Source organism: Flavobacterium sp. IMCC34518 (assembly GCF_027111095.2).
GTDB lineage: Bacteria > Bacteroidota > Bacteroidia > Flavobacteriales > Flavobacteriaceae > Flavobacterium > Flavobacterium praedii.
The window spans coordinates 2030998-2049288 of sequence record NZ_CP114284.2 but is presented as its reverse complement, the minus strand read 5'-3'; the positions used below and the strand labels follow the sequence as shown (position 1 = coordinate 2049288).

Genomic DNA, 18291 nt, shown 5'->3' with positions numbered 1-18291 from the left:
ATTTTCAAATACTTGATTGTTACGAAAACGTTTTTTAACAATCAATATTACACAAAAACATACGTTTCATACTATATTTTAGCATATCTGTTTTTTTTTCACCTTTTTTTTATCAGATTAATTTGTTTTTGTGCTTTTTTTTTATTTAAATTTACAAATGTAAAATCTACACTTATAATTAACCAAAATGCAATCAATATGACAACAAACCAACGATTATTTTTTTATTGCAATTTTTTATTGCCTAAAAAAGAATGGCTACTAGCATTAGCAGTGATGCTCTTCACTACGTATAATGCATCGGCACAACAAGCCAATGTTATAAAAGGAAAAGTTACCTCCGAAAAAGACGGCATGCCTCTTCCTGGTGTAAATGTATTAGTACAAGGAAGCACAACAGCAACATCTACAGGGTTTGACGGAGAATATTCAATTCAAGCAAAACCAACAGATGTACTTGTATTTTCATACATAGGTTATAAAAATCAAGAAGTAACTATTGCCAACCGCACACAAATTAATTTTGCTTTAAGAGAAGACCTTAACAAACTAAATGAAGTAGTTGTAGTAGGTTACGGGACACAAAAGAAAGCTGATTTAACAGGATCTGTAAGTGTGGTAAACATGAAAGAAGCCAAAACCATTACGACCTATGATCCCGCCAAAATGCTGCAAGGACAAGTGGCGGGAGTAACCGTACAATCGTCAGGAGAGCCAGGAGGTTATGTTAACGTAAAAATTAGAGGGATTTCTTCTTTTACCAACAACAACCCTCTTTTTGTAATTGACGGAATGATTGTTGATAGTCCAAACGATTTTGCCCCGGGTGATATCGAATCGATGCAAGTATTAAAAGACGCCTCTTCGGCTGCAATTTATGGTGTTCGTGGAGCCAATGGAGTAATAATTATCACTACCAAAAAAGGTAAACAAGGAAAATTTGAAGTGAAATACAAATCTTTACTTGGACTTCAGACAGTACCAACTAAATGGGATTTAACAGACAGAGAAGGTTATCAAAACATCACAAATGCTGCAGAAACAAATGCTGGAAAAATTCCAACTGCCCCTGGAAATGACTCAACAAGTCCTTACTTTATTAATAATGTAAATACTGATTGGCAAAAAGAAGCATTCCAGACTGGAGTAATCAACAATCAAGCATTAACTTTTAGCGGTGGCGCCGAAACTATGACATACAACATGAACATAGATTATTTCAAAAATACCAGCTATGTAAATTCTCCTCAAGATTATGAAAGAATTTCAACTAACTTGAATCTGTCAGGTAAAAAAGGAAAATTTAAATACGGATCAAAAATTGGATACACTCAATCAGATAAAGAAAGCTTTAACAGTTATGTAGGCGAATCGGCAATACAAAGTTTATTAACTGCAATTCCAACAATGTCTGTATATGATGAGAACAATTTGGGTGGATATGGTGGAACGGATAGTTTTACACAAAGAGCTATATCTATGAATGTTATAGGATTCAACAACTTAATAGATAACAGTGGAAAGAGAAATCGTTTCATTGGTGATATTTGGGGTGAACTCGAAATTGTAAAAGGCTTAAAGTATAAAATTGATGCCAGTTTTGACAGACTGGATTGGAAAGATAGAAAATTCATTCCACCATTTGAATTAGGATGGTACTACGTTACCGAAAATTCAGAAGCTTCACTTGACATAGCTACAGGCAGTCAATCAAGAACATTCTTAAATAATTTATTAACTTATGAAACAACAATTGGCAAACACAAATTTGATGCATTAGTAGGATGGGTTCAAGAAAGATCTGATAACTACAACCACTATTCAAGAGGAGTAGGTTATATTCCAGGGGAAATAAGCCATCTTGAGTATGCTGATGAAACCACTAGTGGTGAATATGAAAACACAATTACAGGAGTCTCCTACTTGAGTAGAATTAATTATTCGTATGATGACCGCTATTTCGTTCAAGGGAATTTCAGACAAGATAAAACGTCACTTTTCAGCCCAGAAAACAATACAGGAAACTTCTATTCGTTCTCTGGTGCTTGGAAAATTAGCAGTGAGGAATTCTTACACTTACCAGAATGGGTAAGCAATATCAAAGTCAGAGGAGGTTATGGTATTTTAGGAAACAACACTATTGGTGTATACGCTTATGCACCAACTGTAAATCGTTTTGCGGGTTATGATTTTAATAACGAATTTGCTCCTGGTACAACAGTGGTAAGCGCAATTGACCCTGATGTACACTGGGAGGAAACAAAAAGCACGAACGTTGCCTTGGAGTTAGGATTTCTTAATAACAGTGTGCAGTTTTCTGCTGAATATTTCATTAAAGAATCTACAGATTTATTAATTGGCGTACCATTGCCATACTCAGCAGGAGCTTTTCCAGCAAATGTAGTAACAAACGCAGGAGCTGTTAAAAATAGCGGCTTAGAGTTTACAGCTTCTTATGCAAACAATGACCATGAGTTTAAATACAATATTTCAGCCAACTTAGGAACGCTGAAAAATGAGGTGTTACAAATTGGAATTAAAGGAAACCCAATTTATGGAGCGGCTTCAAAAACAGAAGTAGGAAGATCAATCGGTGAAATTTTCGCATATGAAACGGATGGAATTTTCCAAAATGCTAATGAAATAGCTGCAGGCCCTATTCAAACAAATGCTGGTATTGGAGACATTCGTTTCAAAGACCAAAATGGTGACGGACAAATTACTGACGCAGATAGAACCTATCAAGGGACAACAATCCCAAAATACAGTTATGGTATAAACTTGGGCGCATCATATAAAAACTTTGATTTCTCAATGTTCTGGCAAGGAGCTGGTGGAAATATGGTATTCAATGCAATGTATCGCGATTTAATGAGGGGAGACTATGGTAATCACCATACAGATGAACTTAATTATTGGTCAACAACAAATACAAATACTAATGTTCCTCGTCCTATCATTGGAGACCCAAATGCAAATGCTAGAGATTCTAATCGTTTTATTGAAAAAGGAGACTACTTGAAATTACAAACTATGGAGATTGGATATCAAATTCCTGTTCCAACAGACTTTTGTATACAAAAAGCTAAAGTTTATATCAATGGCCAAAACTTATTAACCCTTTCTAAATACAAAGGATACGATCCAGATTTTAACAGTAACGACGGATTATTCTCTAGAGGATATGACGCAGGTTCTTTTCCTAATCCAAGAACTCTTTCTCTAGGACTTGAAGTAACTTTTTAAAATTAGCCAACAATTAAAAACGAATCAAAATGAAATATAAAATATATAAATATCTAGCTGGATTCATTTGCATTGCTGCTGTAACTGCAAGTTGTGTAAACGATGATGATTTACTACAAACTGATCCAAATGTTGATTCCTCAGGATCGTTTTGGAAAACAGAAAAAGATGCTCTTGAAGGTGTTAATGCCGTTTATGGATGTTTAATAGCAGACGGAACTTATATGAGAAGTACTCCTTTAATGTTGGACACAAAAAGTGACGATTCAAGAAGTAACAGTCCTTGGGGTGCAATGTCCAATGTAGGCCGTTTCAACTCAAATGTTTCAGATCCTGCCATCTATGGCTGGGCATATGAAATGTATTATCAAGGTATCTATAGAGCCAACCAAGTATTGACGAATGTTCCAAAAATTGATATGGCGGATGCTGCGCTAAAAAACAGAATTCTTGGTCAAGCCTATTTTTTAAGAGGTCTATATCTTTTTCATGCAGTAAACCTATTTAAAAATGTGCCAATTCCTACAGAAATTGCGCTTTATAATCCTCAAAAATCACACGAAGAAGGTTGGGCTCAAGTAATTGCTGATTTTAAGGCTGCCTCTGATTTATTACCTACAACTTACGCTGGAATATCTGGCATCGATACAAAAGATTCTCAAGGAAATACCATAAAGGGGCGCGCCACCAAAGGAGCTGCTCTAGGATATTTGGCGAAAGCATATTTATTTACCAAGGATTTTGCAAATGCTAAAACAACATTCAAACAAGTAATTGATTTAGGCGTTTACTCATTAACAGCAAACTATCGTGATAACTTTACTGATAGCAACGAGAATAATTCAGAATCTTTATTCGAGGTTCAATTTAGTAGAGATGCTGGTGGAACTACTGAGAGCTGGGGTGGAGTACCAAATGCTAATTGGAGAAAAACTACTGCAAGAGCAATTACCTATGGAGCAAGAGATTTTGGCTTTGTTGACGTGCAGCCTACTTGGGCATTATTCAATGAATTCCATGATGAAAAAACAACTACAGGTGCAATAGATCCTCGTTTGGATGCAACTATGTTCTATAACAAACCTGGAGGAATGCAATTGTATGGTGTAGATTTTGCAACCAAATATGCTAATAGTCCTTTAGATTTGAATGATATATTCTGCGCTAAATACGAAAATTCAGATGGTGCTTATCCTAATGAATATGACTGGCGTTCAGGAATTAACGAGCGCTTATTACGTTATGCTGACATCTTGCTAATGTATGCAGAATGCTTGAATGAAACTGGTGATACTCAGGGAGCATATACATACATCCAAATGGTTAGAGACCGTGTAGGTTTGCCAAACTTAAGCACTGCAAAACCAGGACTTAGCCAAGCAGCCATGAGAGACCAAATAGGACACGAAAGATTCTTGGAATTCGCTCTTGAAGGTCACCGCTTTGATGATATTCGTCGTTGGGGATGGTTGGAAAACCCTACCAAACTAGCATGGTTAAAAGCAAGAGATGCAGAATTTAATTCGTTTTCTCCTGGAAGAGAATATTTCCCAATACCACAATTAGACATGGACAATAACCCTGGTATGACACAAAATCCAAGTTATTAATATTGTTTGAGTTAGTTTAGTTATTAAAATCATGTGGCAACCCTAGAAAAGGATGTCACGTGATTTTATATCTTAAAATAAAATCGTAAAAGCATTGAGTTTTTTTTTAAATACAACACTTAATTTTTAAAATTATGATTAAAAAAGTAACCACTATTGCACTGTTTGGTTTGTGGCTTGTAAGTTGTCAAAAAGAGGATATCGGCAACGAAACGGTTGCTACAACACAAACCGCTCAAACTTTACATTTAACAGCAAAAACAGTTTCGGGTAATGTTCCTTCTCATGACCCAAGCACCATTGTAAAAAGTGGCGTGAATTATTATGTTTTTACAACTGGAGATAATATTCCAATGACTTATTCAACAGATTTAATAAATTGGTTTTGGGGAACATCTGTTTTTAGCTCCACTCCAAGTTGGATAACAGGCTATGTACCTGGATTTACCAAAACCTTTTGGGCACCTGATGTAGCTTGGTTTAACAATCGATGGAATATGTATTATTCCTGTTCTACTTTTGGATCAGCTACCTCAGCAATAGGTCTAGTTACTGCTCCTTCAATTTCGCAAAGTGCAGGAACAAAATGGACCGATAGAGGTGTTGTTATCTCATCCTCTTCATCCTCTGATGTTAATGCTATTGACCCATCCATTTTAGTGGACGGAAGCAAGGTATACATGGCCTACGGTTCTTTTCATGCGGGGATTGGTGTTATAAAAATTGACCCCACAACTGGTAAAACAACTGGGAGCAAAACAATTATTGCCGGTGGCAGTAGTGCTAGTTGGGAAGCACCTTGCTTGATTAAAGAAGGCAGTTATTATTATATGTTTGCCAATCGTGGCGCATGTTGCCAAGGGGTAAACAGCACTTACTATATTGTAGTAGGACGTTCTACAAGTCCTTTTGGTCCCTTTGTGGATAAAAATGGAGTTTCACTAAAAAGTGGTGGAGGCACAACCGTATTAAAAACAACGGGAAATTATATAGGTCCAGGACATATTTCCAGAATTATTGGAACACAAAAAGGATCTGTTCATTATTATGACGGTGCCGATAGCGGAAATCCTAAATTGGAAATCGTTAATTTTACATGGTCAGGAGGCTGGCCAACTATTGCATACTAAAAATAAAATTTAAAGGCCGGTAAAAACCCCTCCCTTTATCAATTAAAACATTATGAAAAAAGTTCTATTATTTTTATTTATTTCCTCTTTTTGCAGCCAAATCAGTTTTGCACAAAAAGAAACCACAGTACTTACCATAAAAAATACTGCAAACGCTCCCACTATCAACAAAAACATTTACGGTCATTTTGCTGAACATCTCGGAAGGTGCATATATGGCGGATTTTTTGTGGGTGATACTTCCAAAATACCTAACACAGCAGGTGTTCGTAACGATATTATTGATGCTCTTAAAAAATTAAAAATTCCAAATTTGCGTTGGCCAGGTGGTTGTTTTGCCGATACGTACCACTGGAAAGACGGTATTGGCCCAAAAGAAAACAGACCAACAATTGTAAACCAATGGTGGGGAGGAACTACCGAAGACAATAGCTTTGGAACACATGATTTCTTGAATTTGTGCGAAACACTTGGCGCTGAACCTTATCTTTCAGGAAACGTAGGTAGCGGAACTGTACAAGAACTGTCAGACTGGGTACAATACACCAACTTTGGTGGCAAAAGCCCAATGAGTGATTTGCGTAAAAAGAATGGAAGAACAGAACCTTGGAAAGTTAAATTCTGGGGAATTGGAAATGAAGCATGGGGTTGTGGAGGAAATATGACCGCCGATTATTATGTTGGAGAATACAGAAAATTTGCCACTTTCATGTCTGATTGGGGAAATACTGGCGGTATAACGCGTATTGCGTCAGGATCCAATAGTTCCGATTACAATTGGACCGAAACTTTAATGAAAGACATTCCACTAAATATGTTAGGGGGAGTTGGAGTACACCACTATGCTGTAATCGATTGGGCAAAAAAAGGAGACGGTGTAGATTACACCGAATTTGAATATTTCCAAACCATGAAATCTGCGCTAAAAATGGAGGAACTCGTTACCAAACACTCTGCCATTATGGATAAATATGATCCAGAGAAAAAAGTGGCAATGATTGTAGACGAATGGGGAGCTTGGTATGAAGTGGAAAAAGGAACCAATCCTGGATTTTTATACCAACAAAACACCATGAGAGATGCAGTTTTGGCAGGATCAACCCTTAATATTTTCAACAATCATGCAGATCGTGTTCGTATGGCCAATTTAGCACAGTGTGTTAATGTTTTACAAGCGGTTATCCTAACCGATAAAGCCAAAATGATTTTGACACCAACTTATTATGTAATGCAATTGTACAGCGTACACCAAGATGCACAACAATTGCCTATTACCATAAAATCACCACTATATACTTTCAATGGCGAAACTCTTCCAGCTTTATCGGCTTCGGCTTCTAAGGACAAAAAAGGCTTGGTTCATATTTCATTGGTAAATATCGATTCCAAAAAAGAAAACACTGTAGAGATTGACCTTACTGAAATTGGAATCAAATCGGTTTCTGGTCTAATTATTGGTTCTTCAAAACTACAAGATTTTAATTCATTTGACAATCCAACAAAAATTCAGCCGGTAGCTTTCAAAGGTTTTGAAATCAAAAAAGGAAAACTAACGGTTAACGTTCCTCCTTTTTCAGTTATAATGTTAGAAGGGAAATAAAAAAATATTCGTTATGCAAAAATCAAATCCCATTATAAGAGTAGCAAGCTGTTTAGTACTTATACTAATTGTGGCTGTATCGTTGGGTAGTTGTTCCAAAGGGGATGATCCTGCACCGGACCCAACCCCTACTCCTACACCAACACCTACGCCAGTTGCTTTTCCTGGACCAACTTACGCTGATAATTACTCCTCGATTTCGTCTTGGGGCAGTAATTCGCAATGGAATTTGGCCAACGTACATGACCCGTCCGTAGCCAAATGTGGAGATTACTATTATATGTATCAAACCGATGCTTCTTATGGAAATGCAACGGATGGACACGGGCATTTTTTCTACAGACGTTCCAAAGACCTTGTAAATTGGGAATTTATGGGCCCAACTATGACTGCAGCACCAACTTGGGTAAAGGATTCCTTGAATAACAAAAGAGCCAGAATGAACCCTGCATTACCTGCTATTACAAATCCTAATTATGGATATTGGGCACCATGTGTTCGAAAAGTGGGCAACAAATACCGTATGTATTACAGCATTGTGGTAGACAACCCTATAATTGGAACTACATTTGATAACTCTTGGTCAGAAAGAGCCTTTATTGGTTTGGCCGAAACCGATGACTTAGCATCCAATGTTTGGACAGACAAAGGAATGGTGGTTTGTTCAGAACCTGATGGTCTAAAGCCGTATTCCTTTACAGGCACCCGAAATTGGGAAGACGCTTATTTCAAATTCAATGCCATTGACCCGAGTTTTATAGAAACCCCTTCTGGAGATCAGTATTTAATCTACGGTTCTTGGCATTCTGGTATTGCCGCTTTAAAACTGAATCCAACTACCGGAAAACCAGATCAATTGAAAACATTAAGCGATTACGGAACCCGCATTGCTACACGTAATGCGACCAGTCGTTGGCAAGCGTCAGAAGGTCCAGAGATTATTTACAACGATGTTACTGGTTATTACTATTTATTTTTAGCCTATGATGGTTTGGATGTTCCCTACAACACTAGAGTTTGTCGCTCCAAAGATATTATGGGACCTTATGTTGGTATCAATGGAGCCAATGTTACCGCTGGAGCCGATTGCTGGCCAATGCTGACACATCCTTACGGTTTCAATAATCATACAGGCTGGGTTGGAATTTCGCATTGCGCCGTTTTCCAAAACCCAGATACAAAACAATGGTATTTTTCTTCACAAGCACGTTTACCCGAAGGTGTTGCAGGAATCAATGTTTCCAATGCTATAATGATGGGACACGTTCGCGAAATCCAATGGACAGAAGATGGTTGGCCAGTAATTGCTCCCGAACGTTATGCTGGAGTTCCAGTTACAACTATTACTGAATCGTCATTTATTGGAACTTGGGAACAAATTACCATGAATTACCAGTACAAAGTCATCCAAAAATCGGCAACTATCTATTTAACCGCCGACAAAAAAGTAAGTGGAGGCGTTACAGGAACTTGGTCGTACGATAGCACCAATAAGACACTAACTGTAAATGGTATAAAATGCAAAGTAAGTGATGCCTGGGATTGGGAAAGTGCCACTCGTAAAGTAACCGTAACCTATTCTGGACTAACAACTGCAGGATTACCAGTTTGGGGTAAAAAAATAAATTAATCTTTTATACAATAAAAACCCTTTTTTAAAATCTAAAAAAGGGTTTTTAATTTTAACACTATTCCATTTCGAAAAAATATAATAAAATGAGAAAAACAGTTGAAATCCTTTTTGTCCTAAGCTTTATTGTTTCTTTCAAAACAATGGCACAGGATAAAAATTCGGCTTCCGCCAATAGAGAAAATAACCCAATCATCAAAGACAAATACACAGGTGATCCCGCGGCTTTGGTTTATAACGATAAAGTATATCTCTATGCTGGACATGATGAAGCGCCCAATGATTTTAATTTTTATAAAATGAACGAATGGCTGGTGTATTCCACCACCGATATGGTGCATTGGCAAGAACATCCAGTTCCGCTGAAAGTAACCGACTTCACTTGGGCAACTTCTGATGCTTGGGCGTCACAAGTAATAGAACGAAACGGAAAATTCTATTGGTACGTTACCGTTTCTCATGGTTCTATAAACGGAAAAGCAATTGGAGTGGGAATTTCAGATAGTCCAACAGGACCGTTCAAGGACGCGCTGGGAAAAGCACTCGTCACCAATGACATGACTACTCAAACCAAAATTGATTGGGATGATATTGACCCAACTGTATTCATTGACAATGACGGTCAAGCTTATCTTTTCTGGGGCAATAGCGTTTGCCATTATGCCAAATTAAAAGCCAACATGACCGAACTTGATGGCCCAATCCAAACCATTTCTTTACCCAATTACACCGAAGCACCTTGGATTCACAAACACAACAATTGGTATTATTTATCGTATGCGTATCAGTTTCCAGAGAAAATTACCTACGCGATGAGTAAATCGATTAATGGACCTTGGAAATACAAAGGCATTCTGAACGAACTCGCAGGAAATTCCAATACCAATCACCAGGCGATTATTGATTTCAAAGGAAAATCGTATTTCATTTACCACAATGGAGCGACTCAACCCAATGGAGGCAGTTTTAGAAGATCGGTTTGTGTGGATCGTTTGTACTACAACAAAGATGGAACAATGAAAAGAGTGATTATGACAACGGAAGGGATAACGGAGTAGATTACAGATTGCAACAATATGAATGCAGAATTTCACACTAAGATTTACTGAATTTTTTTCTCACAAAGGCGCAAAGTTTAGAACTGATTTCTTTGCGCCTCCGCGTCTTTGCGAGAGAAAAGAAAGATTACCTAATGAAATTATATGTTTAAAAAACCATACCATGAAATCATGTAAACACACACCTCTCCTATTCTTCTTAGTTGCTTTAATTGGCACCTCATCATTTGCCCAAGACATTACCGTTCATGATCCTGTAATGATCAAGCAAAAAGATACTTATTATTTGTACTGCACGGGAAAAGGCATCAGTGCATTTAGTTCCAAAGATTTAAAAAACTGGAATCCGGAACCCCAAATATTCAAAGAAAAACCGGTTTGGGTGGATGCAGTTGTTCCTAATTTTGACAATCACATTTGGGCACCGGATATTTCTTTTCACAACAACATCTATTATTTATACTATTCGGTTTCCGCTTTCGCAAAAAATACTTCGGCGATTGGAGTCACTACCAATATTACTTTAGATCCAAAAGACCCTGCTTACAAATGGGTCGATCAGGGAATTGTTATTCAGTCCATTCCCAACCGTGATCTTTGGAATGCCATTGATCCCAATTTGACCTTCGACGAAAACAAGACTCCTTGGCTGGCTTTCGGTTCTTTTTGGGAAGGATTAAAAATGGTGAAACTGAATCCCGATTTAAAAACAATCGCACAACCGCAGGAATGGCAAACCATTGCCAAACGCAAAAGAACATTCGAACTCCCTGATTCCGATCCAGGCGATGGTGCACTCGAAGCTCCTTTTGTATTTAAGAAAAACGATTATTACTACTTATTCCTTTCATGGGATTTATGTTGTCGAGGCGAAAAAAGCACGTATAAAGTAGTCGTTGGAAGATCCAAAACCATCACGGGACCATACGTTGACAAAGACGGAAAACTTTTGACCGAAGGTGGCGGAACTTTGTTAATTCAAGGAGACAAAAACTGGTACGGAGCGGGACACAATAGCACGTATACTTTTGATGGGAAAGATTATATCATCTTTCATGCTTATGACACTAAACAAAATGGAAGGCCACTTCTGCAAATAAAGCAATTGCAATGGGATGCTGATTTATGGCCAATGCTATAAAAAAAATTTAAATTATTTTAAAAATGTAATATATACACTTATTTTATTTATCTTGCACTTAGAAAAAAAATTGGTATAATGAAAATTTATAATTCAACAAAATACTTACTTTCTCTTATTGTTTTATTTTCCTTTTCGTGTAAAACAATTGCCCAAAATAAGGAGACCAAAAACTCTGGATATATCATCACACCTGTTAATATTCAGAATGTAAAACTAACAGACGCTTTTTGGTTGCCCATTATCAAAAGAGTTCAGGAAAAAACCATCGAATATGCCATTCATAAATGTGAGGAAGAAGGTCGTCTCGACAATTTCTTGATTGCAGGTGGCAAGATGAAAGGAGAAGTAAAAGGACAAATGCCGTTTGACGATACCGATGTCTATAAAATAATCGAAGGTGCATCGAATACCTTGATAAGTGAACCCAACCCAAAACTGGAAAAATTATTGGATTCTCTTATCGGTATTATCAAAGTGGGTCAGGAAAAAGACGGTTATTTGACCACTTGGAGAACCATTAATCCTGCCAAACCACCTGCACCTTGGGTTCCCGTTATCGAAGGAAAACGTTGGGAATCCCTACAGATTAGTCATGAATTGTACAACTCAGGCCACATGATAGAAGCGGCTGTGGTTCATTATGAAGCAACTGGAAAAAGAAACTTCTTGGACATCGCCATCAAAAATGCCGATATGTTGGTTCGCACTTTTGGAGATAATCCAAACCAAGTACACGGAGTTCCAGGTCACCAAATTGTAGAAACGGGTTTGGTAAATCTGTATCGAATTACCAATAATAAAGCCTATTTGAATTTGGCCAAATACTATCTGGACAATAGAGGAAATCCAAAAAACCATAAACTAAACGGTGCTTATTCCCAGGATGACATTCCCGTTATTCAACAAAAAGAAGCGGTGGGTCATGCCGTAAGAGCCGTTTATATGTATTCTGGAATGACCGATATTGCAGCAATATACAACGATCAAAACTACCTGAATGCAGTGAATGCTTTATGGACCAATATGGTCAACAAAAAAATGTACATCACTGGTGGCATTGGTGCTGTACATGATGGTGAAGCCTTTGGAGCAAACTATGAATTACCCAACTTAACTGCATACAACGAAACTTGCGCTGCCATTGGTGATGTGTATTGGAACCACAGATTACACAACCTAACTGGAAATTCCGATTATTTTGATGTAATTGAACGCTCTTTATACAACGGCTTAATCTCTGGAATTTCATTAGATGGAAAACAATTTTTTTATCCCAATGCACTCGAATCAGATGGTGTTTACAAAAACAATAGAGGCTCTTGCACCCGCCAATCTTGGTTTGACTGTTCTTGTTGTCCAACCAATTTGATTCGTTTTATTCCTTCAATTCCGGGATTGATTTATTCTAGTAGCAAAAATGTTCTTTATGTGAATTTATACGCTTCGAATACCGCAAAAATTACATTAGACAAAACCGAATTGGGAATCACACAACAAACCAATTATCCTTGGGATGGTAAAGTGACATTAACGGTTTCTCCAAAAAAAGAAAGTGAATTCAGCATCAAATTAAGGATTCCAGGTTGGGCTAGAAACCAAGTTTTACCGGGTGATTTGTACAGTTATGCAACTCCCGCTTCCGCAAAAGTTACGCTCACGATAAACGGAAAACCTTTAGACTATAAAGAAGACAAAGGATATGTTACCATCACCCGAAAATGGAAAAATGGGGATAGTATAAAACTAAATTTCCCAATGGAAGTAAAAGAAGTCGTGACCAATGCCAAAGTTGAAGGCAATATTGGAAAAGTAGCATTAGAATATGGTCCGATTGTATATGCTATCGAAGAAATAGACAATCCAGCCAACTTCGATAAAATCACCATCGATGCCAATGATACTTTCAAAGTTACCAAAGAAAACAAACTTTTGGATGGTGTAAATACAATACAGACCTCGCAGCTAAAAGCTATTCCTTACTATTCCTGGTCCAACAGAGGCGTTGGAAAAATGAAAGTTTGGATTGATTTAAAAAAGTGAAAGAGATAATAAGAATCTAAGAATTATATATTCCTAACAGGTTAAAAGAAACCTGTTAGGAAACGTTATCCTAACAGGTTTCTTTTAACCTGTTAGGTATTCCTTCGCTAGTAACAATATAGAATTAGAAAAAACAATTTAAAAAAATATGAAACCAAATTTAATCACCAAAATAACCCTATGCGGTCTTTTACTAAATGGTATTTATGCTAATGCACAGCAAACGACTCTCGAAGTAAATACCTCTAAAACCATTACCAAAATTCAGCCAACGATGTATGGAATCTTTTTTGAAGACATCAACTTTGCTGCTGATGGCGGTTTGTATGCCGAAATGGTAAAAAACCGTTCCTTTGAATTTGATGATCCTTTATTGGGATGGAATCAGCCAAAAAGTGACAAACATAATTTTAATACCGAATCTGGAATTGCTGTTCCTGTTCAATTTTCAAAAAAAGGGAACAACCATAATTATTGCCGAGTTACGGTAAAAGATGCTAAAGGCTATGAAATCATCAATGAAGGTTTCAGAGGAATGGGAATTAAAAACGGAGCCAAATACAATTTGACTCTAAAAGCATCCAAAGAAGCAGGAAATATTTCGAAGATCATTATTCAATTTATTGGAAAAGACAATAAAGTTTTAGCAGAAACAAGCATTGTCCCTACTACTTCAGATTGGAAAGAATATACCGCTCAGCTTACTCCAACAGCCACAGAAGCAAAAGCAAAATTGCGTTTTACTTTTGAAGGGACAGGAACTATCGATTTGGATATGATTTCATTATTCCCTGAAGACACTTGGAACAATAGAAAAAATGGCCTTCGCAAAGATTTAGTACAATTACTATATGATATGAAACCTGGCTTTTTGCGTTTCCCGGGTGGATGTATTGTTGAGGGAAGAACTCTGGCGCAACGTTACCAATGGAAAAAAACAGTTGGTGAAGTTGATAATAGAGAAAGCTTAGTTAACCGCTGGAATACAGAGTTTGCACACAAACCAACACCTGATTATTTTCAGTCTTTTGGTCTAGGATTTTTTGAATATTTTCAATTATCAGAAGATATTGGAGCTAGTCCATTACCAATTTTAAGTTGTGGAATGGCTTGTCAATTCAATACAGGCGAGATGGTCCCTATGGATCAATTAGATCCTTACGTGCAAGATGCGATTGACTTAATTGAATTTGCCAACGGAAGCGTGAATACTCCATGGGGGAAAGTTCGTTCGGATATGGGACACCCAAAAGCATTTAATTTGAAATTCATTGGAGTTGGGAACGAACAATGGGGAACAGATTATATCGAGCGCTATAAAGTGTTTGAAAAAGCAATCAAAGCAAAACATCCAGAAATTACTATTGTTTCAGGAAGCGGGCCATTTCCGGAAGGAGATTATTTTGAGTATGCACAATCGGAACTTAAAAAATTGAATGCCGAAATCATTGATGAGCATTATTATAAAGAGCCAAAATGGTTTAGAGAAAACGCAACACGTTACGATAATTACGATCGTAAAGGGCCGAAAATTTTCGCAGGAGAATATGCCGCACAAACCGTTGCCATTGCTAGTCCTGACAACAAAAACAGTTGGGAATGTGCTTTCTCTGAAGCCGCCTTTATGACCGGAATGGAACGCAACGCCGAAGTAGTTCATCTTACCTCCTATGCGCCATTATTTGCTCACGAAGAAGGTTGGCAATGGACACCAGATATGATTTGGTTTAATAATTTAGAGTCCTTTGGTACACCAAATTATTATGTGCAAAAATTATTCGCCAACAATAAAGGAACCGATTTACTATCGATAACCAAAGATGGAAAAGCAGTTACTGGTCAAAACGATTTGTTCGCATCGGCGGTGAAAGATGCTACTACTAAAGAAGTTATTGTGAAACTCGTTAACACTTCTGCAAAAGCGCAAGAGATTACAGTTGATTTACAAGGAAGCAAATTCCAATCGAAAGGGACAGTTATTACGCTGAAAAGCCCAAAACTGGAAGATGAAAATTCATTTGCTTCGCCTAAAAAAATAAGTCCGACAGAAAGTGAATATATCTTGAAAAGTCAAAAAGCATCATTGAGCCTTCCAGCCTATTCTGTGACTGTTTTGAAGTTGAAAATGAAATAAAAATATCAAAATAAATGTTATTTAAACATTTATTTTGTTCGTTATCCGACAAACCTCTGTATTACTGAGGTTTGAAGAGCATTACAATGCAAAATATATTAAGTGTTTTTTATACACTTATTAAATAATTATCTATATATTTGTACATATTAAAAAAGATTTGTGATGAAAAATTATGTAATAGGATTAGATTATGGCTCAGATTCTGTTCGTGCAGTATTGATAGACACTGAAAATGGACAGGAATTAGCATCGAGCGTTTGTGACTACAAGCGATGGGCGACTAAAGAATATTGTAATGCCTCAATAAATCAGTTTCGTCAACATCCTTTGGATCATATCGAAGGATTGGAAACGACCATAAAATATGTAGTGGGAAACAGCAAAGTAGATCCTTCCCTTATTCGAAGCATCTGCATTGACACTACAGGATCTTCTCCGGTGCCGGTTGCCGAAGATGGAACTCCATTGGCCTTAACCAAAGGTTTTGAGCATAATCCAAATGCCATGATGGTCTTATGGAAAGATCATACTGCTATAAATGAAGCAAATGAAATCAATGAATTGGCTGCCAACTGGGGAGGAGAAAATTTCACCAAATACGTAGGTGGCATTTATTCATCCGAATGGTTTTGGGCGAAAATATTGCATGTTGCCCGACAAGACGAAGCCGTTAAAAAAGCCGCTCACACTTGGATGGAACACTGCGACTTAATGACCTATTTGCTAATTGATAATAAAGATTTAAAAACATTCAAAAGAAGTCGTTGCGCCGCGGGTCACAAAGCAATGTGGCACGAAGACTGGAACGGCTTACCTCCTACAGCATTTTTAGAAAAATTAGATCCGTATTTGGCATCGCTACGTGGAAGATTATACGACGAAACCTACACTTCAGATTTGGTTGCGGGTCATTTAAACCAAAAATGGGCTGCCAGATTGGGACTTTCAACTGACACAGTAATCGCAGTAGGAACTTTCGATGCACATTCAGGTGCTGTGGGAGCCAAAATAGACGAACACACTTTGGTTCGCGTTATGGGAACCTCAACGTGTGATATTATTGTGGATACTAAAGAATCTATCGGAACAAAAACAGTTCGTGGAATCTGCGGACAAGTAGACGGTTCTGTAATACCAGGTTTTGTTGGTCTGGAAGCGGGACAATCTGCTTTTGGAGACGTATTGGCTTGGTACAAAGAATTATTATTATGGCCAACGGACCATTTACTAGCCACTTCTACCCTTTTGACTGATGAACAAAAAGAACAATTGAAAGCAGAAATCAGCGACAATTTAATCAAACAATTAACCGTCGAAGCTGAAAAAATTCCTTTATCCGAAAGTGTGCCAATCGCATTGGATTGGATCAATGGGCGACGAACTCCAGATGCCAATCAGGAATTAAAAAGCGCTATTTCGAATTTATCATTGGGAACCAAAGCGCCTCATATATTTAAATCTTTGGTAAATGCCATTTGTTTTGGATCTAAAAAAATCGTAGATCGTTTTGAGGAAGAAGGCGTTCGTATTGATACCGTGATTGGTATTGGTGGTGTGGCTCGTAAATCACCTTTTATCATGCAAACTTTGGCCAATGTGTTGAACAAACCCATTAAAGTGGCTGCTTCGGATCAGGCTCCAGCACTTGGAGCAGCGATTTATGCAGCAGTGGCAGCGGGTATTTATCCTACCGTTATTGAAGCAGCTCAAAAAATGGGAAGTGATTTTGAGAGCGAATATTTACCGCAATTGGACAAAGTTGCTGCTTACAACAAATTGCTTTTGGCTTACGATCAATTAAGCGCTTTCGCGGATCCATCCATCAAAAAACAACAACATGAGCTCTATATATAAAGATTTAAAGCAAGAATGCTACGACGCCAATATGCAATTGAATGCATTGAATTTGGTAGTTTACACTTTTGGAAACGTAAGTGCTGTAGATCGCAAAAATGGCGTTTTTGCTATCAAACCAAGTGGTGTTCCTTATGAAGATTTGAAACCGGAAGATATTGTTATTCTGGATTTTGATAACAACATCATTGAAGGAACGATGCGACCGTCTTCGGATACCAAAACACATGCTTATTTATACAAACATTGGCCAAACATTGGCGGTGTAGCACATACTCATGCCACTTATTCGGTGGCTTGGGCACAATCACAAAGAGACATTCCGATTTTTGGAACCACCCATGCCGACCACTTAACCTCAGATATCCCCTGTGCTGCCCCAATGAATGACAGCTTAATCGAAGGAAACTACGAGCATAATACGGGTATCCAAATTTTGGATTGTTTCAAAGAAAAAAACCTTTCGTACGAAGAAGTAGAAATGGTATTGATAGGCAATCACGGACCTTTTACTTGGGGGGCAACAGCTGCCAAAGCCGTTTACAACAGCAAGGTACTCGAAGTTGTAGCCGAAATGGCGTATCTGACTTTGCAAATAAATCCTAATGCTCCGAGATTGAAAGATTCTTTAATCAAAAAGCATTACGAACGCAAACACGGGAAGGATTCGTATTACGGACAATAATAGGGATTGGAAGGTTAATATAAAAAAAACAGATTGCGATATTTAGTAAGAGTTTCAATTTAGCAAATCAAGCAAAATTGATTAATGTTTAAATCCATTCATAATGGAAATAACAAAGACATTTTTCAATCTAATAAAAACAAAATAACTAGAACAA

Annotated in this window: 11 protein-coding genes; all 11 read left to right on the top strand. The window is 37.5% G+C overall.

Annotation, left to right across the window (positions count from 1 at the left end; all coding sequences use genetic code 11):
- The first annotated feature begins 198 nt into the window (after nt 1-198).
- Nucleotides 199-3246, top strand: a complete 3048-nt coding sequence (locus OZP06_RS08750) for a TonB-dependent receptor (protein WP_269221523.1) — start codon at nt 199-201, stop codon at nt 3244-3246.
- Between the two features lie 29 nt (nt 3247-3275).
- Nucleotides 3276-4856 carry a RagB/SusD family nutrient uptake outer membrane protein gene (locus OZP06_RS08745; protein ID WP_281238229.1) on the top strand — a complete coding sequence of 527 codons (1581 nt, stop codon included), beginning with the start codon at nt 3276-3278 and terminating at the stop codon, nt 4854-4856.
- 134 nt (nt 4857-4990) lie between these two features.
- Nucleotides 4991-5986, top strand: coding sequence for an arabinan endo-1,5-alpha-L-arabinosidase (locus OZP06_RS08740; protein ID WP_269221520.1), 996 nt, complete (start codon nt 4991-4993; stop codon nt 5984-5986).
- A gap of 52 nt (nt 5987-6038) precedes the next feature.
- Nucleotides 6039-7586 carry an alpha-L-arabinofuranosidase C-terminal domain-containing protein gene (locus tag OZP06_RS08735; protein ID WP_281324495.1) on the top strand — a complete coding sequence of 516 codons (1548 nt, stop codon included), beginning with the start codon at nt 6039-6041 and terminating at the stop codon, nt 7584-7586.
- A gap of 13 nt (nt 7587-7599) precedes the next feature.
- Nucleotides 7600-9216 (top strand): arabinan endo-1,5-alpha-L-arabinosidase, encoded by a 1617-nt coding sequence (locus tag OZP06_RS08730; RefSeq protein ID WP_269221519.1) that lies wholly within the window; start codon nt 7600-7602, stop codon nt 9214-9216.
- Between the two features lie 86 nt (nt 9217-9302).
- Complete coding sequence (locus OZP06_RS08725) at nt 9303-10274, top strand: glycoside hydrolase family 43 protein (protein ID WP_269221518.1); 972 nt, start codon at nt 9303-9305, stop codon at nt 10272-10274.
- Between the two features lie 163 nt (nt 10275-10437).
- Nucleotides 10438-11415 (top strand): arabinan endo-1,5-alpha-L-arabinosidase, encoded by a 978-nt coding sequence (locus tag OZP06_RS08720; RefSeq protein ID WP_269221517.1) that lies wholly within the window; start codon nt 10438-10440, stop codon nt 11413-11415.
- Nucleotides 11416-11493: 78 nt separating this feature from the next.
- Nucleotides 11494-13458, top strand: coding sequence for a glycoside hydrolase family 127 protein (locus tag OZP06_RS08715; protein WP_269221516.1), 1965 nt, complete (start codon nt 11494-11496; stop codon nt 13456-13458).
- Between the two features lie 148 nt (nt 13459-13606).
- Nucleotides 13607-15592 carry an alpha-L-arabinofuranosidase C-terminal domain-containing protein gene (locus tag OZP06_RS08710; RefSeq protein ID WP_281324494.1) on the top strand — a complete coding sequence of 662 codons (1986 nt, stop codon included), beginning with the start codon at nt 13607-13609 and terminating at the stop codon, nt 15590-15592.
- 165 nt (nt 15593-15757) lie between these two features.
- On the top strand, nt 15758-17449 hold the full coding sequence (locus OZP06_RS08705; RefSeq protein WP_269221515.1) for a ribulokinase: 1692 nt from the start codon (nt 15758-15760) through the stop codon (nt 17447-17449).
- Nucleotides 17433-18134 carry an L-ribulose-5-phosphate 4-epimerase gene (locus OZP06_RS08700; protein WP_269221514.1) on the top strand — a complete coding sequence of 234 codons (702 nt, stop codon included), beginning with the start codon at nt 17433-17435 and terminating at the stop codon, nt 18132-18134. Before OZP06_RS08705 ends, OZP06_RS08700 begins: the two co-directional genes overlap by 17 nt.
- Nucleotides 18135-18291: the final 157 nt, after the last annotated feature.

Coding starts and splice junctions, on each gene's coding strand:
- OZP06_RS08750 (WP_269221523.1), top strand. CDS start 199: ATGACAACAAACCAACGATTATTTTTTTATTGCAATTTTTTATTGCCT.
- OZP06_RS08745 (WP_281238229.1), top strand. CDS start 3,276: ATGAAATATAAAATATATAAATATCTAGCTGGATTCATTTGCATTGCT.
- OZP06_RS08740 (WP_269221520.1), top strand. CDS start 4,991: ATGATTAAAAAAGTAACCACTATTGCACTGTTTGGTTTGTGGCTTGTA.
- OZP06_RS08735 (WP_281324495.1), top strand. CDS start 6,039: ATGAAAAAAGTTCTATTATTTTTATTTATTTCCTCTTTTTGCAGCCAA.
- OZP06_RS08730 (WP_269221519.1), top strand. CDS start 7,600: ATGCAAAAATCAAATCCCATTATAAGAGTAGCAAGCTGTTTAGTACTT.
- OZP06_RS08725 (WP_269221518.1), top strand. CDS start 9,303: ATGAGAAAAACAGTTGAAATCCTTTTTGTCCTAAGCTTTATTGTTTCT.
- OZP06_RS08720 (WP_269221517.1), top strand. CDS start 10,438: ATGAAATCATGTAAACACACACCTCTCCTATTCTTCTTAGTTGCTTTA.
- OZP06_RS08715 (WP_269221516.1), top strand. CDS start 11,494: ATGAAAATTTATAATTCAACAAAATACTTACTTTCTCTTATTGTTTTA.
- OZP06_RS08710 (WP_281324494.1), top strand. CDS start 13,607: ATGAAACCAAATTTAATCACCAAAATAACCCTATGCGGTCTTTTACTA.
- OZP06_RS08705 (WP_269221515.1), top strand. CDS start 15,758: ATGAAAAATTATGTAATAGGATTAGATTATGGCTCAGATTCTGTTCGT.
- OZP06_RS08700 (WP_269221514.1), top strand. CDS start 17,433: ATGAGCTCTATATATAAAGATTTAAAGCAAGAATGCTACGACGCCAAT.